Source organism: Leucobacter chromiireducens subsp. solipictus (genome assembly GCF_016758195.1).
GTDB lineage: Bacteria > Actinomycetota > Actinomycetes > Actinomycetales > Microbacteriaceae > Leucobacter > Leucobacter solipictus.
The window spans coordinates 91,597-107,811 of the sequence record NZ_QYAC01000004.1 but is presented as its reverse complement, the minus strand read 5'-3'; the positions used below and the strand labels follow the sequence as shown (position 1 = coordinate 107,811).

The following is a 16,215-nucleotide window of genomic DNA, read 5'->3' as shown; positions in this document are numbered from 1 at the left end:
CTGATGATTGCTCACCGCCCTCCAGCTTGGCACGTTGTGCCAGTTTCCGCCAGGGATGTGCGGAAACGTCAGGCCACCGGGGCCCACTCGTGTCGGGGCGGAACCGGTTGCCACTGCCAACGGAGCTCTGCCCCCGGTGCCTCGGTTCGGTACAGCGGCTCGCCGCGAATGCACAGCCCCCACAGCTTCGTCGCGTGGCAGTGCATGCACTGGAGAAAGCTGACGACGGTGTAGCGCAGCTCGGACTCCGCGAGGGGAAGCATGTCCTCGAGCGCGACGTCCGCCCGGAGCACGCGCATCTGACCCGCCGCGGTGCGCCGGATCAGGGCCGCTGTGGTGCGCTCGACATCGATCGGCCTCCGCGATGCCGTCGGGGGATCTGGGCGAATTGCCACGTCGTCGCACACGGGGCAGCTTCGGGAGCGAAACCCATTCAGGAGGGCCATGATGGCTCCAGTGTGACAGGGTGGGGTGCGGGTGGTGTTGATCCTCTGTCACTTGTGCGCGCGAGGCACATCGCATCGGAGCACATCGCATCAACTCTCGCACATATGTTCGAATTTTCAGGGGAGCGCGCATAAGATAGGGGAGTGACCTCGAAGAGCCCCGCCCCCATCCGTTCATCCGCCGCGCATGCCCACATCAGCGTGCAAGGGGCGCGGGTGCATAACCTGCGCAACGTCGACCTCGAAATCCCACGCGACTCCATTGTCGTCTTCACTGGCCTGTCCGGGAGTGGCAAGTCGAGCCTCGCGTTTGACACCATCTTCGCGGAGGGGCAGCGCCGCTACGTCGAGTCTTTGAGCGCGTATGCACGCCAGTTCCTGGGTCAGGTCGATCGGCCGGATGTTGACTTCATCGAGGGGCTGAGCCCGGCGGTGTCGATCGATCAGAAGTCCACGAACCGGAACCCGCGTTCGACGGTCGGCACGATCACCGAGATCTACGACTACATGCGACTGCTGTGGGCGCGCGTCGGGATCCCGCACTGCGCCATCTGCGGGGAGCGGATCGCGGCGCAGACGGTGCAGCAGATCGCGGATCAGCTCATGGAGCTGGAAGAACGCACCCGATTCCAGGTGCTTGCGCCGGTCGTGACTCAGAAGAAGGGCGAGTTTGTTGACCTCTTCCAGGAGCTCGCGGCCAGCGGCTATTCGCGCGCGCATGTCGACGGCGAACTGATTCAGCTTTCCGATCCGCCGAAGCTGAAGAAGCAGATCAAGCACGACATCTCGGTGGTGATCGACCGCCTGGTCGCGGGGCCCGACGTGCTCGGTCGGCTCACCGACTCGCTGGAGACGGCGCTGCGCCTGTCCGGCGGCGTCGTGTCGATCGATTTCGTCGATCGCGACGCCACGGCAGACGATCGCACGCAGCTGTTCTCGGAAAAGCTCTCCTGCCCCAACCAGCACCCCGTGCAGCTCACCGAGATCGAGCCCCGCACGTTCTCCTTCAACGCGCCTTTCGGTGCGTGCCCCGCCTGCTCCGGCCTCGGGACGAGCATGTCGGTTGACGAGGATCTCGTGCTCGGCGATCCGGAACTCTCGATCGCCGAGGGCGTGATCGTGCCGTGGACGAGCCAGGGCAAGAGCCTCTACCAGTACTACGAGAAGCTGCTCGTCGGTCTCGCCGATGATCTCGATTTCTCGCTCAAGACGCCCTGGGGCAAGCTCAGCGATGAGGTGCGCGAGGCCGTGCTCTACGGCAACAACTTCAAGGTGAACGTGCGGTGGAAGAATCGCTTTGGTCGTGAGGTGAAGTATTCCTCGGGCTTCGAGGGCGTCATCCCGTTCATCGAGCGCCAGTACCAGGAGGCGGAGTCCGACACGAAGCGGGACCGCTGGTCCGAGTTCCTGCGCGAAGTGCCCTGCCACGCGTGCCAGGGCCAGCGCCTCAAGCCCGAAGTGCTCGCCGTCACGGTGAACGACGAATCCATCGCCGGGGTGGGGGAGTTCAGTCTCTCCGACGCGAAGCGCTTCTTCGACGAGGTGACGCTCACCGAGCGTGAGGCGAAGATCGCGGCCCAGGTGCTGCGAGAGATCCGCCTCCGGTTCGACTTCCTCATCGAGGTGGGGCTGGGTTACCTCACACTCGCACGTGCCGCGGGCACGCTGTCCGGCGGAGAAGCGCAGCGCATCCGGCTCGCCACCCAGATCGGTTCGGGCCTCACGGGCGTGCTGTACGTGCTCGACGAGCCCTCGATTGGGTTGCACCAGCGCGACAACCGGCGCCTCATCGAGACGCTCGTGAAGCTGCGGGATCTCGGGAACACGCTGATCGTGGTGGAACACGACGAGGAGACGATCGAGGCGGCCGACTGGATCGTCGACATTGGCCCCGGTGCCGGCGTCGAGGGCGGCACGGTGGTGCACTCCGGCGAGTACGCGGAGCTGATCGCGAACACGGCCTCGGTCACGGGCGACTACCTTGCCGGGCGCCGAAGCATCGAGACCCCGAAGCGGCGCCGCAAGCGCGACCGGAAGCGCGAGCTCAAGGTCGTGGGGGCGCGCTCGAACAACCTGCAGAACGTTGACGCGACGTTCCCGCTCGGCGTGATGACCGCGGTGACCGGCGTCTCCGGATCGGGCAAGTCCACGCTGGTCAACGACATCCTGTACCGCGTGCTCGCCAATCAGCTCAACGGGGCACGTCTGGTCCCCGGGAAGCACACCCGCGTGACGGGGCTTGAGCACCTCGACAAGGTGGTGCACGTCGACCAGGCCCCGATCGGGCGGACGCCGCGATCGAACCCCGCAACGTACACGGGAGTGTTCGACAAGATCCGCAACCTGTTCGCCGAAACGCCCGAGGCGAAGACCCGCGGCTATCTGCCCGGCCGCTTCAGTTTTAACGTCAAGGGTGGCCGGTGCGAGGCCTGCTCGGGTGACGGCACCCTCAAGATCGAGATGAACTTCCTGCCTGACGTGTACGTCGCGTGCGAGGTGTGTGGCGGATCCCGCTACAACCGCGAGACGCTGCAGGTGCAGTACAAGGGCAAGAACATCTCCGAGGTGCTCGACATGCCGATCGCCGAGGCGGAGGAGTTCTTCGCGCCGATCTCGAGCATCCACCGCTACATGAAGACCCTCGTCGACGTGGGCCTGGGTTATGTCCGGCTGGGCCAGAGCGCCACCACCCTGTCCGGGGGCGAGGCGCAGCGCGTGAAGCTCGCGACCGAGCTCCAGAAACGGTCGAACGGGCGCAGCATCTACGTACTCGATGAGCCGACCACGGGTCTCCACTTCGAGGACGTGCGCAAGCTCCTGCTCGTGCTCAACGGCCTCGTGGACAAGGGCAACACGGTGATCACGATCGAGCACAACCTCGACGTGATCCGGAGCGCCGACTGGGTGATTGATCTGGGTCCCGAGGGTGGGTCCGGCGGCGGCACGATCCTTGCGGTCGGCACCCCTGAGCAGGTGGCGGAGCATCCCGAAAGCCACACGGGGCGCTTCCTCGCCGAAGTGCTCGACGGGTGGGCCGCGAAGTCCGCGCGGGCGCTGGAGGCGGGCACCAGGGCGAGCGCGTGATCCAGGAGTCCTCGGGGATCGGCGGGGACGCGGCACCCGCCGGGGAACTCGCTGCGGTGGATCCGGATCCCCTCGCGCCGTCCGCGGTGCGTGACTCGCGGACCGCCTTCCGGCCCGCTCAGGGCGAGATCCCGACGAGTCCGGGCGTGTACCGTTTCAGCGACAAGTACGGGCGTGTGCTCTACATCGGCAAGGCGAAGAACCTGCGGGCACGGCTGGCGAATTACTTCCAGCCGCTGCACTCGCTCCTGCCGCGCACCCGGCGCATGGTGACCCTCGCCGCCAAGCTCGACTGGACGGTGGTCGCGACCGACACCGAGTCGCTGGTGCTGGAGCACACCTGGATCACGGAGTTCAAGCCGCCGTTCAATGTCCAGTTCAAGGACGACAAGACCTATCCGTACCTTGCGGTGACGCTGCGGGAGGAGTCCCCGCGGCTCATCATCACGCGCAACGAGCGGATTCGCGGCGCGCGCTACTTTGGGCCGTACCCGAAGGTGTGGGCGTTGCGAGAGACCACGGGCCTCCTCCAGCAGGCATTCCCGATCCGCACCTGCAACGACGCCGACTATAAGCGCGCGATGTCGAGCGGGCGGCCCTGCCTCGCGGGGCAAATTGGGCGCTGCCACGGCCCCTGTTCTCAGCTCATCACGATCGATGATCACCGGGCCCGAGTCGACGAACTCGTCGCCTTTCTCGCGGGCGGCGACTCCGGCCACCTGAAGGCGCTCGAACGCCAGATGAAGGAGGCCGCGGTCGAGCAGCGGTACGAGGACGCGGCGCGGCTCCGGGACCAGGTGAAAGCCGTCGAGCACGTGCTCGAGAAGAACGCGGTCGTGCTGGGACACGACGTGAACCTCGACGTGTTCGGGCTTCGCGCCGACGAGCTCGCGGCGGCCGCGCACCAGTTCATCATTCGCGGGGGTCGGATCCGCGGCGAGCGGAGCTGGATCGTTGACGTCGAACTTGACGACTCGCCCAGTACGCTGCTCGAACAGGTCATCCAGTCGGCCTACGAGGGGGAGCGGGAGCCGCCCCCGGAGATCCTCGTCCCGCTCCTGCCCGAGGGGCAGCGGGAGCTCGAGGAGGCGTTGAGCGCCCGGCGCCCGCGCCGCGGACGGGTTGCGCTGCGCGTGCCCGAGCGGGGCGAGAAGGTGCAGCTCATGGAGCGGGCGGTGCTCAACGCGGGCGAGAACCTGATCCGGCACAAGCTCAAGCGTGCGGCGGATCTCACGGCGCGCACCGACGCCCTCGCCGAGCTGCAGCGCGCCCTCGACATGGCCGAGGCGCCGCTGCGGATCGAGTGCATCGACGTGTCGCACCTGCAGGGGACCGGAGTGGTCGCCTCGCTGGTGGTGTTCGAGGACGGCCTCCCCGCGAAGGGTGCGTACCGCAAGTACCGGATCGAATCGACGACCGATGACACCGATTCGATATACCAGGTGGTGTCACGTCGCGCCGCGCAGCTGAACCACGCGAAGGAATCGGGGGAGCAGCCGAGCGGCATCTACCGAGATCGGCCGCAACTGCTGATCGTCGACGGTGGCGAACCCCAGGTGAAGGCCGCCGCCCGCGCGCTCGCGGAGGCCGGAATCACGGACATCGCGCTCTGCGGTGTCGCGAAACGGCTGGAGGAGATCTGGCTGCCGAGCGATCCCTTCCCCGTGATCCTGCCCCGCACGAGCGAGGCGCTGTTCCTCGTGCAGCGTATCCGAGACGAGGCACACCGCTTCGCGATCACCTTCCAGCGGCAGCGGCGGAGCACCTCGATCGCGAGCCGGCTCTCCGAGGTGCCCGGGCTCGGCCCGAAGCGGGTGCAGGGGCTCCTCCGTCATTTTGGCTCGGTGGCCCGTCTGCGCGCGGCCTCGCTCGCGGAGCTTTCGGCCGCGCCCGGCCTCGGTCCCAAGCTTGCGGAACAGGTGCGTGCCCACCTGGGAGTTCCCGCGGATTCGGGCGAGCCCGACGCGCCGGCGGACGGTAAGCTGGGTGGAGGCGAAGAGCCGTTGCCGGGCGAGGAGGATGTCGTATGAATGAAGTGGTGTCCACGCAGGAGATCCTCATTGTGACCGGGATGAGCGGTGCGGGCCGCAGCACCGTCGCGAACACGCTCGAGGACCTCGGGTGGTACGTCGTCGATAACCTCCCGCTCACCATGCTGAAGACGCTCGCCGATATGGCCGATCGCTCGGGCGGGGCCCTCCCGCGTATCGCAGCCGTCGTTGACGTACGCGGCCGTGACCTGTTCGCCGATATTCAGCACACCGTCACGGAGCTTCGTGAGAACGCGACCGTTCGTGTGGTGTTTCTCGACGCAACCGATGAGATTCTTGTGCGTCGGTACGAGTCGGTCCGCCGGCCACACCCCCTGCAGGGCGAGGCGGGCAGCCTCCTCGACGGCATCCGACTCGAACGCGAGCGGCTGCAGGAACTGCGCGCGTCGAGCGACGTCGTCATCGACACGTCGCGATACAACGTGCACGATCTCTCGACGGCAACCCGAGAGCTTTTCTCCGACGACAACACGCCCGGCCTGCAGCTCTCGGTCGTGAGCTTCGGCTTCAAGTACGGGACCCCGACGGACGTCGACATGATGGTGGACATGCGCTTCCTGCCGAACCCCTTCTGGGAGCCCGAGCTGCGGGCCCTCACCGGCGTTGATGCCGAAGTCAAGGACTACGTACTCGGTCGCGAGGGCGCCGCCGAGTTCCTGGATCACTACGTTGCCGCCCTCACCCCGGTGTTGGCTGGCTTCCAACGTGAGAACAAGCGGCACGCATCCCTCGCGGTAGGATGCACCGGCGGCAAACATCGTTCTGTCGCCACCGCCCGCGAGCTCGCTGACCGACTCGCAGGCCTGCCAGGCGTCAGCGTCAGTCTGCGCCACCGCGACCTCGGTCGCGAGTAGTTGCAGCGCTGCGCCGCCGCTTCGCCAATTTCTTCCTGTGATCTGAAAGGACCCATTCGTGCTGTCGACCCAAGAGGTGAAGAGTGAGCTCGTACGTTTCCCGGTGCAGCGCACCGGAGAGCGTATTGCTGAGGTCGCGACGATCCTCCGCCTGGCCGGCGGGCTGCACACCATTTCCGGGCGCATCGCGCTCGAAGCCGAGCTGCACACCCCCCAGATTGTGCAGCGTGTTCGGAAGGACCTCGCGGAGCTCTACGGCGTCCGCTCCGAGGCCAAGCAGCTCCCGCCGTCCAGTACGCGCCCCGGCGCGCCCCAGTTCCTTGTCCGCGTGATCGACGGCGAGACCCTCGCCCGCCAGCTCGGCCTCCTCGATGCCCGACGCCGCCAGATCCGCGGCCTCCCGAACCGTTTGACCACGGGTGCGCAGCCCGAGCTCGCGGCCGTCTGGCGCGGGGCGTTCATGGCCCGCGGCGGGCTGACCGCCCCCGGCCGCTCGGCGAGCCTGGAGATCGTGTGCCCGAGCAACGAGGTCGCGATGGCGCTCGTGGGTGCCGCGAGCCGAATCGGGATCGACGCGAAGAGCCGCGAGATCCGTGGGCAGAACAAGGTGCTGATTCGCGACGGCGAGTCCATCGGCGAGATGCTCGGTGCCATGGGCGCGACCCAGGCGCGGACCAGCTGGGATGAGCTGCGCCGGGCACGTGAAACCCGTGCGACCGCGAACCGCCTGGTCAACTTCGACGACGCCAACCTTCGCCGCTCGGCACAGGCCTCGGTGGCCGCGTGCGCGCGCGTGGAGCGTGCGCTCGAGATCCTTGGCGACGAGATCCCGGAGCACCTGAAGTACGCCGGCGAGCTCCGCCTCGCGCACCGCGAAGCGAGCCTCGACGATCTCGGCGCACGGGCCGAGCCGGTGCTGACCAAGGACGCGATCGCCGGCCGGATTCGCCGCCTGCTGGCCATGGCGGACAAGGAAGCAGCGAACCGTGGCATCCCCGGCACCGAGGCGAGCCTGCCCGAGGAATTCGACCGGATGTAGCGCCGATCGGGGCGCGCGCGTACGTGGTCGGTACGCGCGCGCCCCGACGAATTTCCCGGTCAGCGGATTCACCCCACAGCATGCGCGCGCCTCGATAGACTGGGGCCGACCCTGTTCGCCAACAAGATTGGAGCGCCGCATGGCTGCCTACTCACTTCCCGAACTTCCCTACGATTACGCAGCTCTCGAGCCGCACATCAGCGGCAAGATCATGCAGTTGCACCACGACAAGCATCACCAGGCGTACGTGACCGGCGCGAACACGGCCCTCGAGCAGCTCGCGGAGGCCCGCGACGCGGACAACCTCGCCGCGGTCAACAAGCTCGAGAAGGACCTCGCCTTCAACGTGGGCGGTCACGTCAACCACACGATCTTCTGGAACAACATGTCGCCCGAGGGCGGCGGGCGTCCCGAGGGTGAACTCGGCTCGGCGATCGACGAGTACTTCGGTGACTTCGAGAAGTTCCAGAAGCACTTCACCGCGACCGCGATGGGCGTGCAGGGCTCCGGCTGGGCCGTGCTCGCATGGGACGCGCTGGGCCAGCGCCCGAACATCGTCCAGCTCTTCGACCAGCAGGGGAACCTCCCCGCGGGCACCGTTCCGCTGCTCATGCTCGACGTGTGGGAGCACGCCTACTACCTGGACTACCTGAACGTCCGGGCGGACTACGTCAAGGCGTTCTGGAACATCGCCAACTGGCAGGACGTCGCGAAGCGCTTCGACGCAGCGCGCACGCAGACGCCCGGCCTCATCTAATTCCGGCCTGACCGACTCTCTGCACCGAGGAGCCCGCCGCACACATGCGCACCATTGAATCCCTGGGATCGCTCACTGACCGCACGGTAGTCGTGCGGTGCGATCTGAATGTCCCGCTCGCCGACGGCGTGATCACCGATGACGGGCGCATTCGCGCCTCGCTCACGACGATCCGCGAACTGCGCGAGGCCGGGGCCAAGATCGTTCTCATCAGCCACCTGGGTCGCCCCAAGGGCGCACCGGAGGAGCGCTACTCGCTCCGCCCGGTGGCCGCCCGCATGGCGGAACTGCTCGGTGCTCCCGTGCAGTTCGTGGCCGAGACGGTGGGCGAGGCGGCGACCGCAGCGGTGGCCGCCCTCGCACCCGGGGACGTCGTCCTGCTCGAGAACCTGCGGTTCAACCCGGGCGAGACGAGCAAGGATGACGCGGAGCGCGGCGCGTTCGCGGCGCAGCTGGCAACGTTCGGGGACGCCTTCGTCTCCGACGGGTTCGGGGTCGTACACCGCCGTCAGGCGAGCGTGTACGACCTCGCCCAGCTGCTCCCGAGCGCGGCGGGCCGCCTCGTTGCGGGTGAGCTCGAGGTGCTGCAGCGCCTCACCGACACTCCTGAGCGCCCCTACACGGTCGTGCTGGGCGGCTCCAAGGTGTCCGACAAGCTCGGCGTGATCTCGCACTTGATCGAGCGGGTCGACACGATCCTGGTCGGGGGCGGGATGCTCTTCACGTTCCTCGCCGCGCAGGGGCACGCGGTCGGGGCCAGCCTGCTGGAGGCGGATCAGCTGGACACGGTCCGCGGCTATCTCGCCACGGCGGCCGAGCGCGGGGTCACGATCGTGCTCCCGAGTGACGTGGTCGTTGCGGAGGCTTTTGCGGCGGACGCCGCACACGAGGTCGTTGCCGCGGACGCGATCGAGTCTTCGAGCTTCGGCGCGGCGGGTCTGGGGCTGGACATCGGCCCCGAATCCGCGGCCGCGTTCGCCGAGGTGATCGCCGGATCCCGCACCGTCTTCTGGAACGGGCCCATGGGCGTGTTCGAAATGGAGGCCTTCGCGGGCGGCACCCGTGCCGTTGCGCAGGCCCTCGCCGACACCGACGGCTTCACCGTCGTCGGCGGCGGCGACTCCGCAGCCGCTGTGCGCGCACTCGGCTTCACCGATGATCGCTTCGGCCACATCTCGACGGGTGGCGGCGCCAGCCTCGAATTCCTCGAGGGCAAGACCCTCCCCGGCCTGGAGGTCCTGGCATGAGCGAAACGACCGACGTCCCCGAGACTCCCGCACGGCCGGCGTTGCCGCCCACGGCTCGCACGCCCCTGATCGCGGGCAACTGGAAGATGAACCTGGACCACCTGCAGGCCATCGCGCTCGTGCAGAAGCTGGCCTGGTCCCTGAAGGACGCTCGGCATGACTACGCCGACACCGAGGTGGCGGTCTTCCCGCCGTTCACGGATCTGCGTTCCGTCCAGACGCTCCTCACCGCGGACAAGCTGCCGCTTGCCCTCGGTGCCCAGGATCTCTCCCCGCACGAGTCCGGCGCCTACACCGGTGATATCTCGGGCGCGATGCTGCAGAAGCTGGGCGTGCACTACGCCCTCGTCGGCCACTCCGAGCGCCGCCACGGCCACGGAGAATCCGACGAGACCGTGGGCGCGAAGGCGCTCGCGGCACACCGCGCAGGCCTGATCCCCATGATTTGCGTCGGCGAAACCGCCGAGGATCTCGCCGAGCACGGGGCCGCGGCAGTGCCGCTCGCCCAGCTCGCCGCAGCCGTCGCCGATCTCCCGGCGGATGCCGAGGTCGTGGTGGCGTACGAGCCCGTCTGGGCGATCGGGAGCGGCCAGGCCGCCACGCCCGAGCAGGCGGAAGACGTCGCGCGCGCGATCCGTGAGGCGCTCCGCGACCTGCTCGGCGACGAGCGTGCCGCCGCAACCCGGATCCTGTACGGCGGATCCGTCACCAGTCAGAACATCGCCGGCTTCCTCGCCCAGGGGAACGTGGATGGCGCTCTGGTGGGTGGCGCGAGCCTGAAGGCCGACGAGTTCAGCAAGATCGTGCAGTTCCGCAAGCACGTTACTGCGGGCTAGGCCTGCCGCCGCCCTGATTTTTCCCAGCGCCGCTATACTGGACGCTGGCGCTTCACGCCCACAACCCCGGAAAGGTGATCTGCGTGCTTATTCTCAAGATCGCTCTGATCGTCATTCTCGTGATCACGAGTCTGCTGCTCACCCTGTTCATCCTGCTGCACAAGGGCCGCGGCGGCGGCCTCTCCGACATGTTCGGCGGCGGCGTGACCTCCAGCCTGGGGTCCTCAGGCGTGGCCGAGCGAAACCTCAACCGCCTCACCGTGATTGTGTCGATCGTGTGGGTCGTCTCAATCGTGGGGCTGGGCCTCGTCGCCCGTTTCTCGGTCGTCTAACACGACCGCACCACACCCACCGAAGAAAGGCAGTCCGTGGCTAGCAGCAATGCCATCCGGGGCGCCCGCGTCGGATCCGGCCCTATGGGGGAGAAGGATCACGGCTCGCGCGCCGACCGTACTCAGGTGTCCTACTGGGATGCTCTCGGCAACGAAACCGTCCGCTATTTCGCGGCCGACGTTGCTGACGAGGAGATCCCTGAGCAGATCGATTCACCGACCTCGGGCCTGCCCGCAGGCCGGGACAAGGCGAACCCGCCGCAGTTGCTCAAGAACGAGCCCTACAAGACGCACCTCGCGTATGTGAAGGAGCGGCGGACTCCCGAGGAGGCCGAAGAGCTCCTCGAGGCGGCGCTCTTGAAGCTGCGCCAGCGCCGCGGTACCGCGCGCGCCACGGCGTAGCCGCGCAGCAGCGCTCCGCTGCACCAGCACGCACGACGGCCCCGACGAGATCTCGTCGGGGCCGTTTGCTGTGTCGCGGCGAATCGCCGGTGCGGACGCCGCGCGGGCGACGGCCGCGGGCGCTGCCGGGCGTGCGGGTGGTGCCGGGCGTGCGGGCGCTGCCGGGCGTGCGGGCGGTACCCGGCGTGCGCGGTGCCTTGCGTGCGCGCGGCCGCGCCGAGACGGCTACCGCGGTTCGGGGACGACCGGTTCCCAGGCCGAGACCGCGTCGATGAGCTCAGGGATGAGGGCTGCGGGGTCGGGACTCCCGAGGGCAAACACCGCTCGGCCGCGTCCGGAGAGCACCTTCCGATCGCCGCGCGCCTGGGCCGCGATCAGCGTACCGAAGCCGGAATCGGACCCCGGGATCGCGAGATCGGGCGCGGCGGTATCGATCAGCTGCAGGAACGCGCCGAGCGCGGGGCCGCCCTTGTGGAGCTGCCCCACCGAGTGGAGATAGCGCGGCCCCCAGCCGAGCGAGACGGGAACACCCAGACGCTGGGCGAGCGCGTCGCGGAGTGCCGCCAATGCGCTCGCCGAGCCGCCGCTGGGGTCGAGATAGGCTTGCACGGCCAGGTAGCCCCCGGGCGGGACGGCGGCCTGGAGCGCCGTGAGCAACTCCGCCGCCGTATCCGGGAGATCCGCTGCGGCGCCGCGCAGCGACTTCGGCGGTGCAGCGACGAGCACGGCGGAGAGTTCCGCGATGGGCGTTGCCTTACCCGCCGAGCCCGAATCCTCCGGATGCTCCAGCACCGCGCGGGCCGCCAGCTTCGCAGACTCCACATCGGGCTGATCGAAGGGGTCGATTCCCAGCAGGTGTCCGAGCACTGCGGTCGCGACCTCCCAGAGCAGGAACTGCGCCCCGAGGCTGGCGGCGACGGTCAGCTCCGCGCCCGCCTGCGCCACCTCGGCCGCCTCGGACGCGCCGAGTCGGACCCGGATCAGATTCGCCGGCGGTGCGGCGAACTCGGGGGCCGTGCGGGGGAGCGCGATCGGGAACACGCCGTGCCCGTATTTCCCAGTGGACTCGGCGACGAGCTGCTCGATCCAGGAGCCGAGCCCCCAGTCAGTGCCGGGTGCCTCCGCAATGCCGAGCACAAAGCGCGACGGCAGGCCTGCGGCGATCTCTGCGGCGAGACGGAGGGCCGGGTTCGCAGGATCGTCGGACATGAGCAGCTCGCGAGCCGCGCAGGCGTCATCGAGCAGCTCGCGGACATCGACGCCCGCGAGCGCGGTGGGCACCAAGCCGAACGCGGTGAGCGCGGAGAATCGTCCCCCCACATCCGGGTCGGCGAAGCACACCCGTTGCCCGGCATCCCGCGCGGAGCGCTCCAGTGGGGACCCCGGATCGGTGATCACCAGGATCCGCTCGGCGGGATCGATACCAGCCGCGGTAAACGCCGCGGCGAACGCCGCGCGATGGCTCATCGTTTCGATCGTGCTGCCCGATTTGGAGCTGACCACGACGAGGGTGCGGCTGAGATCCGAGGTGAGTTCCGCGGCCAGGAAGCCGGGATGCGTGGAATCGATCACGGTGAGCGGGGTCCCGGACCACCGGGCAATGACCTCGGGCGCCAGGCTCGATCCGCCCATGCCGCACAGGACAACGCGGTCGATCCCGGCGCTGCGCAACTCATCCCGGATCTGTTCCGCGTCGGCGATCGCGGCGCGCGCGTTCGCTTCGAAGTCGGTCCAGCCGAGCCGGTTCGTCACCTGCGCGGAGTCGCTCCACAGGGACGCGTCGCGAGCGAACACGCGGCTCGCCACGCGATCCGACACCAGCCGATTCAGAATGCGATGGGCAGTGGTGCTCGGCGCGCTGGCGCCCAGGGTGATCGCCATTACGCGCGAGACTCCCGCAGCGCCGACTCGACCGTGTCGCAGAGTTCCGCCCACGACGCGTCGAACTTCTCGAGGCCCTCCCGCTCGAGTTGTTCAGTCAGCGCCACATAGTCGATCCCGAGCGCGTCAACCGCGTTGAGCGCCTGGTTCGACTCGAGGTACTCGGAGCTGATGGTGTCCCCGCGGACCTCACCGTGATCCGCCACCGCCCGCAGCGTCGCCTCGGGCATCGTGTTCACGACCCCGTGGGCGACGAGCTCCGTGACGTAGCGAGTGTCGGGGAAGTCGGGATTCTTCACCCCGGTAGACGCCCAGAGCGGCCGCTGCGGGTTGGCCCCCAGCGTGCCCAGGTGACGAGCGCGTTCGCTGGAGAACGTATCCGTGTACACCTCGTACGCGAGGCGCGCGTTCGCAATTGCGGCCTGCCCGAGCAGCGCCTGCGCCTCGGGGGTCCCGAGATCGGCCAGCCGGGTATCGATTTCCGTGTCAACACGCGACACAAAGAACGAGGCGACCGAGTGAATCGTCGACAGATCGATCCCCGCGGCGCGCGCCTGCTCCAGGCCGGTCAGGTACGCGTTGATGACCTGGCGATAGCGTTCGATGCTGAAGATCAGCGTGACATTGACGCTGATCCCAGCCGCGATGGTCGCCGTGATCGCCGCGAGGCCTTCCTCGGTCGCCGGAATCTTGATCATCGCGTTCGGACGGTCCACCCGCGCCCAGAGCTCGCGGGCCTGCGCGACGGTTCCCGCCGTGTCTCGGGCCAGGCCCGGTTCCACCTCGATGGACACCCGGCCGTCAAAGCCGTTGCTCGCCGTGTAGACGTCGGCGAAAATATCGCAGGCGTCCGCAACGTCGGCCGTGGTGAGCTCCACGATGGTCTCGCTCGCGCTGAGGCCGCGTGCGGCACACGCGGCGATCCGCTCGCCGTAGCCGACGCCCCCACCGATCGCTCCCGCAAAGATCGTCGGGTTCGTCGTGACGCCGACCACGTGGTGCGTGGTCAGGAGGTCACGAAGCTCGCCGCTCTCAATTCGGTGACGCGACAAATCGTCAAGCCAGATGCTGACGCCGGCGCGACTGAGCGCAGCGGTGGGGGAGGTGGTCATGCCTGTACTCCTCTACAGTGATGCGATTGAACGAGGCGGGGCTACTGCGCGGCGAGCGACTCGCGCGCCGCAGCGACCACGGCCTCGGCCGTGATCCCGAACTCGCGGAACAGCGTCTCGAAGTCGGCGGACGCACCAAAGTGCTCGATCGACACCGAGCGGCCCCGATCGCCGACGAAGCGCTCCCAGCCCAGGCTCAGCCCGGCCTCGACACTGACACGCGCGGTGACCGCGGAGGGCAGGACCTGCTCCGTGTAGCTGGCATCCTGCTCGGCGAACCACTCCAGGCAGGGTGCCGAAACCACCCGCGCGCCGATGCCCTCGGCGGCCAACGTCTCTCGGGCGGCCACGGCCAGCTGGACCTCGGAGCCGGTTGCGATCAGCAGCACGTCAGTCGTCCCGGTGGGGGACTCGGCCAGCACGTATGCGCCGCGGCGCACCCCCTCAGCGGCCTGCTCGGCGGACGCGAACTCGCCACCGCGCGGCAGGACGGGCACGTTCTGACGGGTCAGCGCGAGACCGGCGGGACCGGCGTGCCGCGTGAGCATCTCGTGCCACGCGATCGAGACCTCGTTCGCATCGGCGGGGCGGACCACCGCGAGATTCGGGATCGCGCGGAGCGTTGCGAGCTGCTCGATGGGCTGGTGCGTCGGGCCGTCCTCGCCGAGGGCGATCGAGTCATGCGTCCAGACGAAAATGCTGGGCACGTTCATCAGGGCCGCGAGACGCACCGCGGGACGCATGTAGTCGCTGAAGATCAGGAACGTGCCGCCGTAGCTGCGCGTCTTGCCGTGGAGCTGAATCCCGTTGAGGATCGCGCCCATCGCGTGCTCACGGATGCCGAAGTGCAGCACCCGGCCGTAGGGGTCGCCCGACCAGGTCGACGTCGAGTGGCTCGCGGGCACAAAGGAGGGAACGCCGGGGATCGTCGTGTTGTTCGATCCGGCGAGATCCGCCGATCCGCCCCACAGCTCGGGCATGATCGGACCGAGCGCGGCGAGCACCTTGCCGCTCGCGGAACGCGTCGCGACGCTCGTGCCCGGCTCGAAGGTGGGCAGCGCCTCGAGCGCGCCGGCGGGGAGCTCGCGCGCCTCCACCCGATCGAAGAGCGCCTTCCGCTCCGGGTTCGCGGCGGCCCAGGCGTCAAAGCCCTGCTGCCAAGCCTGGCGCGCCTCGGCACCGCGCGCGACGGCACCGCGCGTGTGCGCGATCACCTCGGGTGCGACGGCGAAGTGCTCGGCGGGGTCGAAGCCCAGGGCCTCCTTCAGGCCGGAAAGCTCCTCGGCACCCAGCTTGGCGCCGTGGATCCCGCCCGTGTTCTGCTTGCCGGGGGAGGGCCAGCCGATGATGGTCTTCAGGATGATCAGGCTCGGCTTCGTGGTCTCCGCCTGCGCCTCCGCGATGGCCCGGTGCAGCTCGGCGACGTCCTCGACGTACGCGCCGGTCTTCTTCCAGTCGACCTCGATGACCTGCCAGCCGTAGGACTCGTAGCGCTTCGCGACGTCCTCGGAGAAGGAGATGTCGGTGTCATCCTCGATGGAGATCTGGTTGGAATCGTAGATCGCGATCAGGTTGCCGAGCTCCTGGTGCCCGGCGAGCGAGGATGCCTCACTCGTGACGCCCTCCTGCAGATCCCCGTCGCCCGCGACCACGTAGATGAAGTGATCGAAGGGGCTCGTCCCGGGCGCGGCCTCGGGGTCGAACAGGCCCCGCTCGTAGCGCGCAGCGTACGCGAAGCCCACGGCCGAGGCGAGGCCCTGGCCGAGCGGGCCCGTCGTGATCTCCACGCCGTCGGTGTGACCATACTCGGGGTGGCCGGGGGTCTTCGACCCCCAGGTGCGCAGCGCCTGGAGATCCTCAAGCTCGAGCCCGTACCCGCCCATGTAGAGCTGGACGTACTGCGTAAGGGAGGAGTGCCCGACCGAGAGGATGAAACGGTCGCGGCCCACCCAGGCCGAGTCAGCGGGATCGTGACGCATCACCTTCTGGTGAAGCAGGTAGGAGACGGGCGCCAGGCTGATCGCCGTTCCCGGATGGCCGTTCCCGACCTTCTCCACGGCATCCGCCGCGAGTACACGGGCGGTGTTGACCGCCAGGTCGTCGAGTTCGTCCCACTGCAGTTCGTTTCCCAAGACTGACCTTTCCGAAGGGAAGTACATATTTTTGGGGGCCGG

General features: G+C 68.4%; 13 protein-coding genes. 9 read left to right on the top strand and 4 right to left on the bottom strand.

Annotated features, from left to right (window positions below; genetic code table 11):
* Positions 1-68 precede the first annotated feature (68 nt).
* Positions 69-395: a hypothetical protein gene (locus tag D3230_RS08400; protein ID WP_202344602.1), complete on the bottom strand. Its 327-nt coding sequence runs from the start codon at positions 393-395 to the stop codon at positions 69-71.
* Between the two features lie 195 nt (positions 396-590).
* On the opposite strand from D3230_RS08400, the gene uvrA reads away from it, so the two are divergent.
* From uvrA to D3230_RS08355, 9 genes are all read left to right on the top strand, one after another.
* Positions 591-3,530, top strand: coding sequence for an excinuclease ABC subunit UvrA (gene uvrA / locus D3230_RS08395; RefSeq protein ID WP_202344601.1), 2,940 nt, complete (start codon positions 591-593; stop codon positions 3,528-3,530).
* A gap of 86 nt (positions 3,531-3,616) precedes the next feature.
* Complete coding sequence (uvrC, locus tag D3230_RS08390; protein WP_202344855.1) at positions 3,617-5,560, top strand: excinuclease ABC subunit UvrC; 1,944 nt, start codon at positions 3,617-3,619, stop codon at positions 5,558-5,560.
* The gene (gene rapZ, locus D3230_RS08385; RefSeq protein WP_202344600.1) at positions 5,557-6,435 is read left to right on the top strand and encodes an RNase adapter RapZ; all 879 of its coding nucleotides are present in this window, start codon (positions 5,557-5,559) and stop codon (positions 6,433-6,435) included. The genes uvrC and rapZ overlap by 4 nt, the downstream gene beginning before the upstream one ends.
* Before the next feature lie 58 nt (positions 6,436-6,493).
* Complete coding sequence (whiA, locus tag D3230_RS08380) at positions 6,494-7,474, top strand: DNA-binding protein WhiA (protein ID WP_202344599.1); 981 nt, start codon at positions 6,494-6,496, stop codon at positions 7,472-7,474.
* 139 nt (positions 7,475-7,613) lie between these two features.
* The gene (locus D3230_RS08375) at positions 7,614-8,231 is read left to right on the top strand and encodes a superoxide dismutase (RefSeq protein ID WP_202344598.1); all 618 of its coding nucleotides are present in this window, start codon (positions 7,614-7,616) and stop codon (positions 8,229-8,231) included.
* Positions 8,232-8,275: 44 nt separating this feature from the next.
* Positions 8,276-9,478, top strand: a complete 1,203-nt coding sequence (locus tag D3230_RS08370; RefSeq protein ID WP_202344597.1) for a phosphoglycerate kinase — start codon at positions 8,276-8,278, stop codon at positions 9,476-9,478.
* Complete coding sequence (tpiA, locus tag D3230_RS08365) at positions 9,475-10,314, top strand: triose-phosphate isomerase (protein WP_202344596.1); 840 nt, start codon at positions 9,475-9,477, stop codon at positions 10,312-10,314. The genes D3230_RS08370 and tpiA overlap by 4 nt, the downstream gene beginning before the upstream one ends.
* An 83-nt stretch (positions 10,315-10,397) precedes the next feature.
* Entirely contained in the window at positions 10,398-10,646 is a 249-nt protein-coding gene (secG, locus tag D3230_RS08360; RefSeq protein ID WP_202344595.1) for a preprotein translocase subunit SecG, read from the top strand.
* Positions 10,647-10,682: 36 nt separating this feature from the next.
* Positions 10,683-11,048: an RNA polymerase-binding protein RbpA gene (locus tag D3230_RS08355; RefSeq protein WP_202344594.1), complete on the top strand. Its 366-nt coding sequence runs from the start codon at positions 10,683-10,685 to the stop codon at positions 11,046-11,048.
* A gap of 225 nt (positions 11,049-11,273) precedes the next feature.
* Here the strand turns inward: D3230_RS08355 and D3230_RS08350 are convergent, their stop codons facing one another.
* From D3230_RS08350 to tkt, 3 genes are read right to left on the bottom strand one after another with little or no spacing between them, the layout of a single operon-like run.
* Positions 11,274-12,929 carry a glucose-6-phosphate isomerase gene (locus D3230_RS08350; protein ID WP_202344593.1) on the bottom strand — a complete coding sequence of 552 codons (1,656 nt, stop codon included), beginning with the start codon at positions 12,927-12,929 and terminating at the stop codon, positions 11,274-11,276.
* Positions 12,929-14,041 carry a transaldolase gene (gene tal / locus D3230_RS08345; RefSeq protein WP_202344592.1) on the bottom strand — a complete coding sequence of 371 codons (1,113 nt, stop codon included), beginning with the start codon at positions 14,039-14,041 and terminating at the stop codon, positions 12,929-12,931. The genes D3230_RS08350 and tal overlap by 1 nt, the downstream gene beginning before the upstream one ends.
* Before the next feature lie 41 nt (positions 14,042-14,082).
* Entirely contained in the window at positions 14,083-16,173 is a 2,091-nt protein-coding gene (gene tkt, locus D3230_RS08340; protein ID WP_420029026.1) for a transketolase, read from the bottom strand.
* Between the last annotated feature and the right edge of the window lie 42 nt (positions 16,174-16,215).

What these genes read in the sequence shown, in the direction of transcription:
- rapZ (WP_202344600.1), top strand. Translation starts at nt 5,557, where the DNA reads ATGAATGAAGTGGTGTCCACGCAGGAGATCCTCATTGTGACCGGGATG.
- tpiA (WP_202344596.1), top strand. Translation starts at nt 9,475, where the DNA reads ATGAGCGAAACGACCGACGTCCCCGAGACTCCCGCACGGCCGGCGTTG.
- D3230_RS08370 (WP_202344597.1), top strand. Translation starts at nt 8,276, where the DNA reads ATGCGCACCATTGAATCCCTGGGATCGCTCACTGACCGCACGGTAGTC.
- tal (WP_202344592.1), bottom strand. Translation starts at nt 14,041, where the DNA reads ATGACCACCTCCCCCACCGCTGCGCTCAGTCGCGCCGGCGTCAGCATC.
- D3230_RS08350 (WP_202344593.1), bottom strand. Translation starts at nt 12,929, where the DNA reads ATGGCGATCACCCTGGGCGCCAGCGCGCCGAGCACCACTGCCCATCGC.
- D3230_RS08375 (WP_202344598.1), top strand. Translation starts at nt 7,614, where the DNA reads ATGGCTGCCTACTCACTTCCCGAACTTCCCTACGATTACGCAGCTCTC.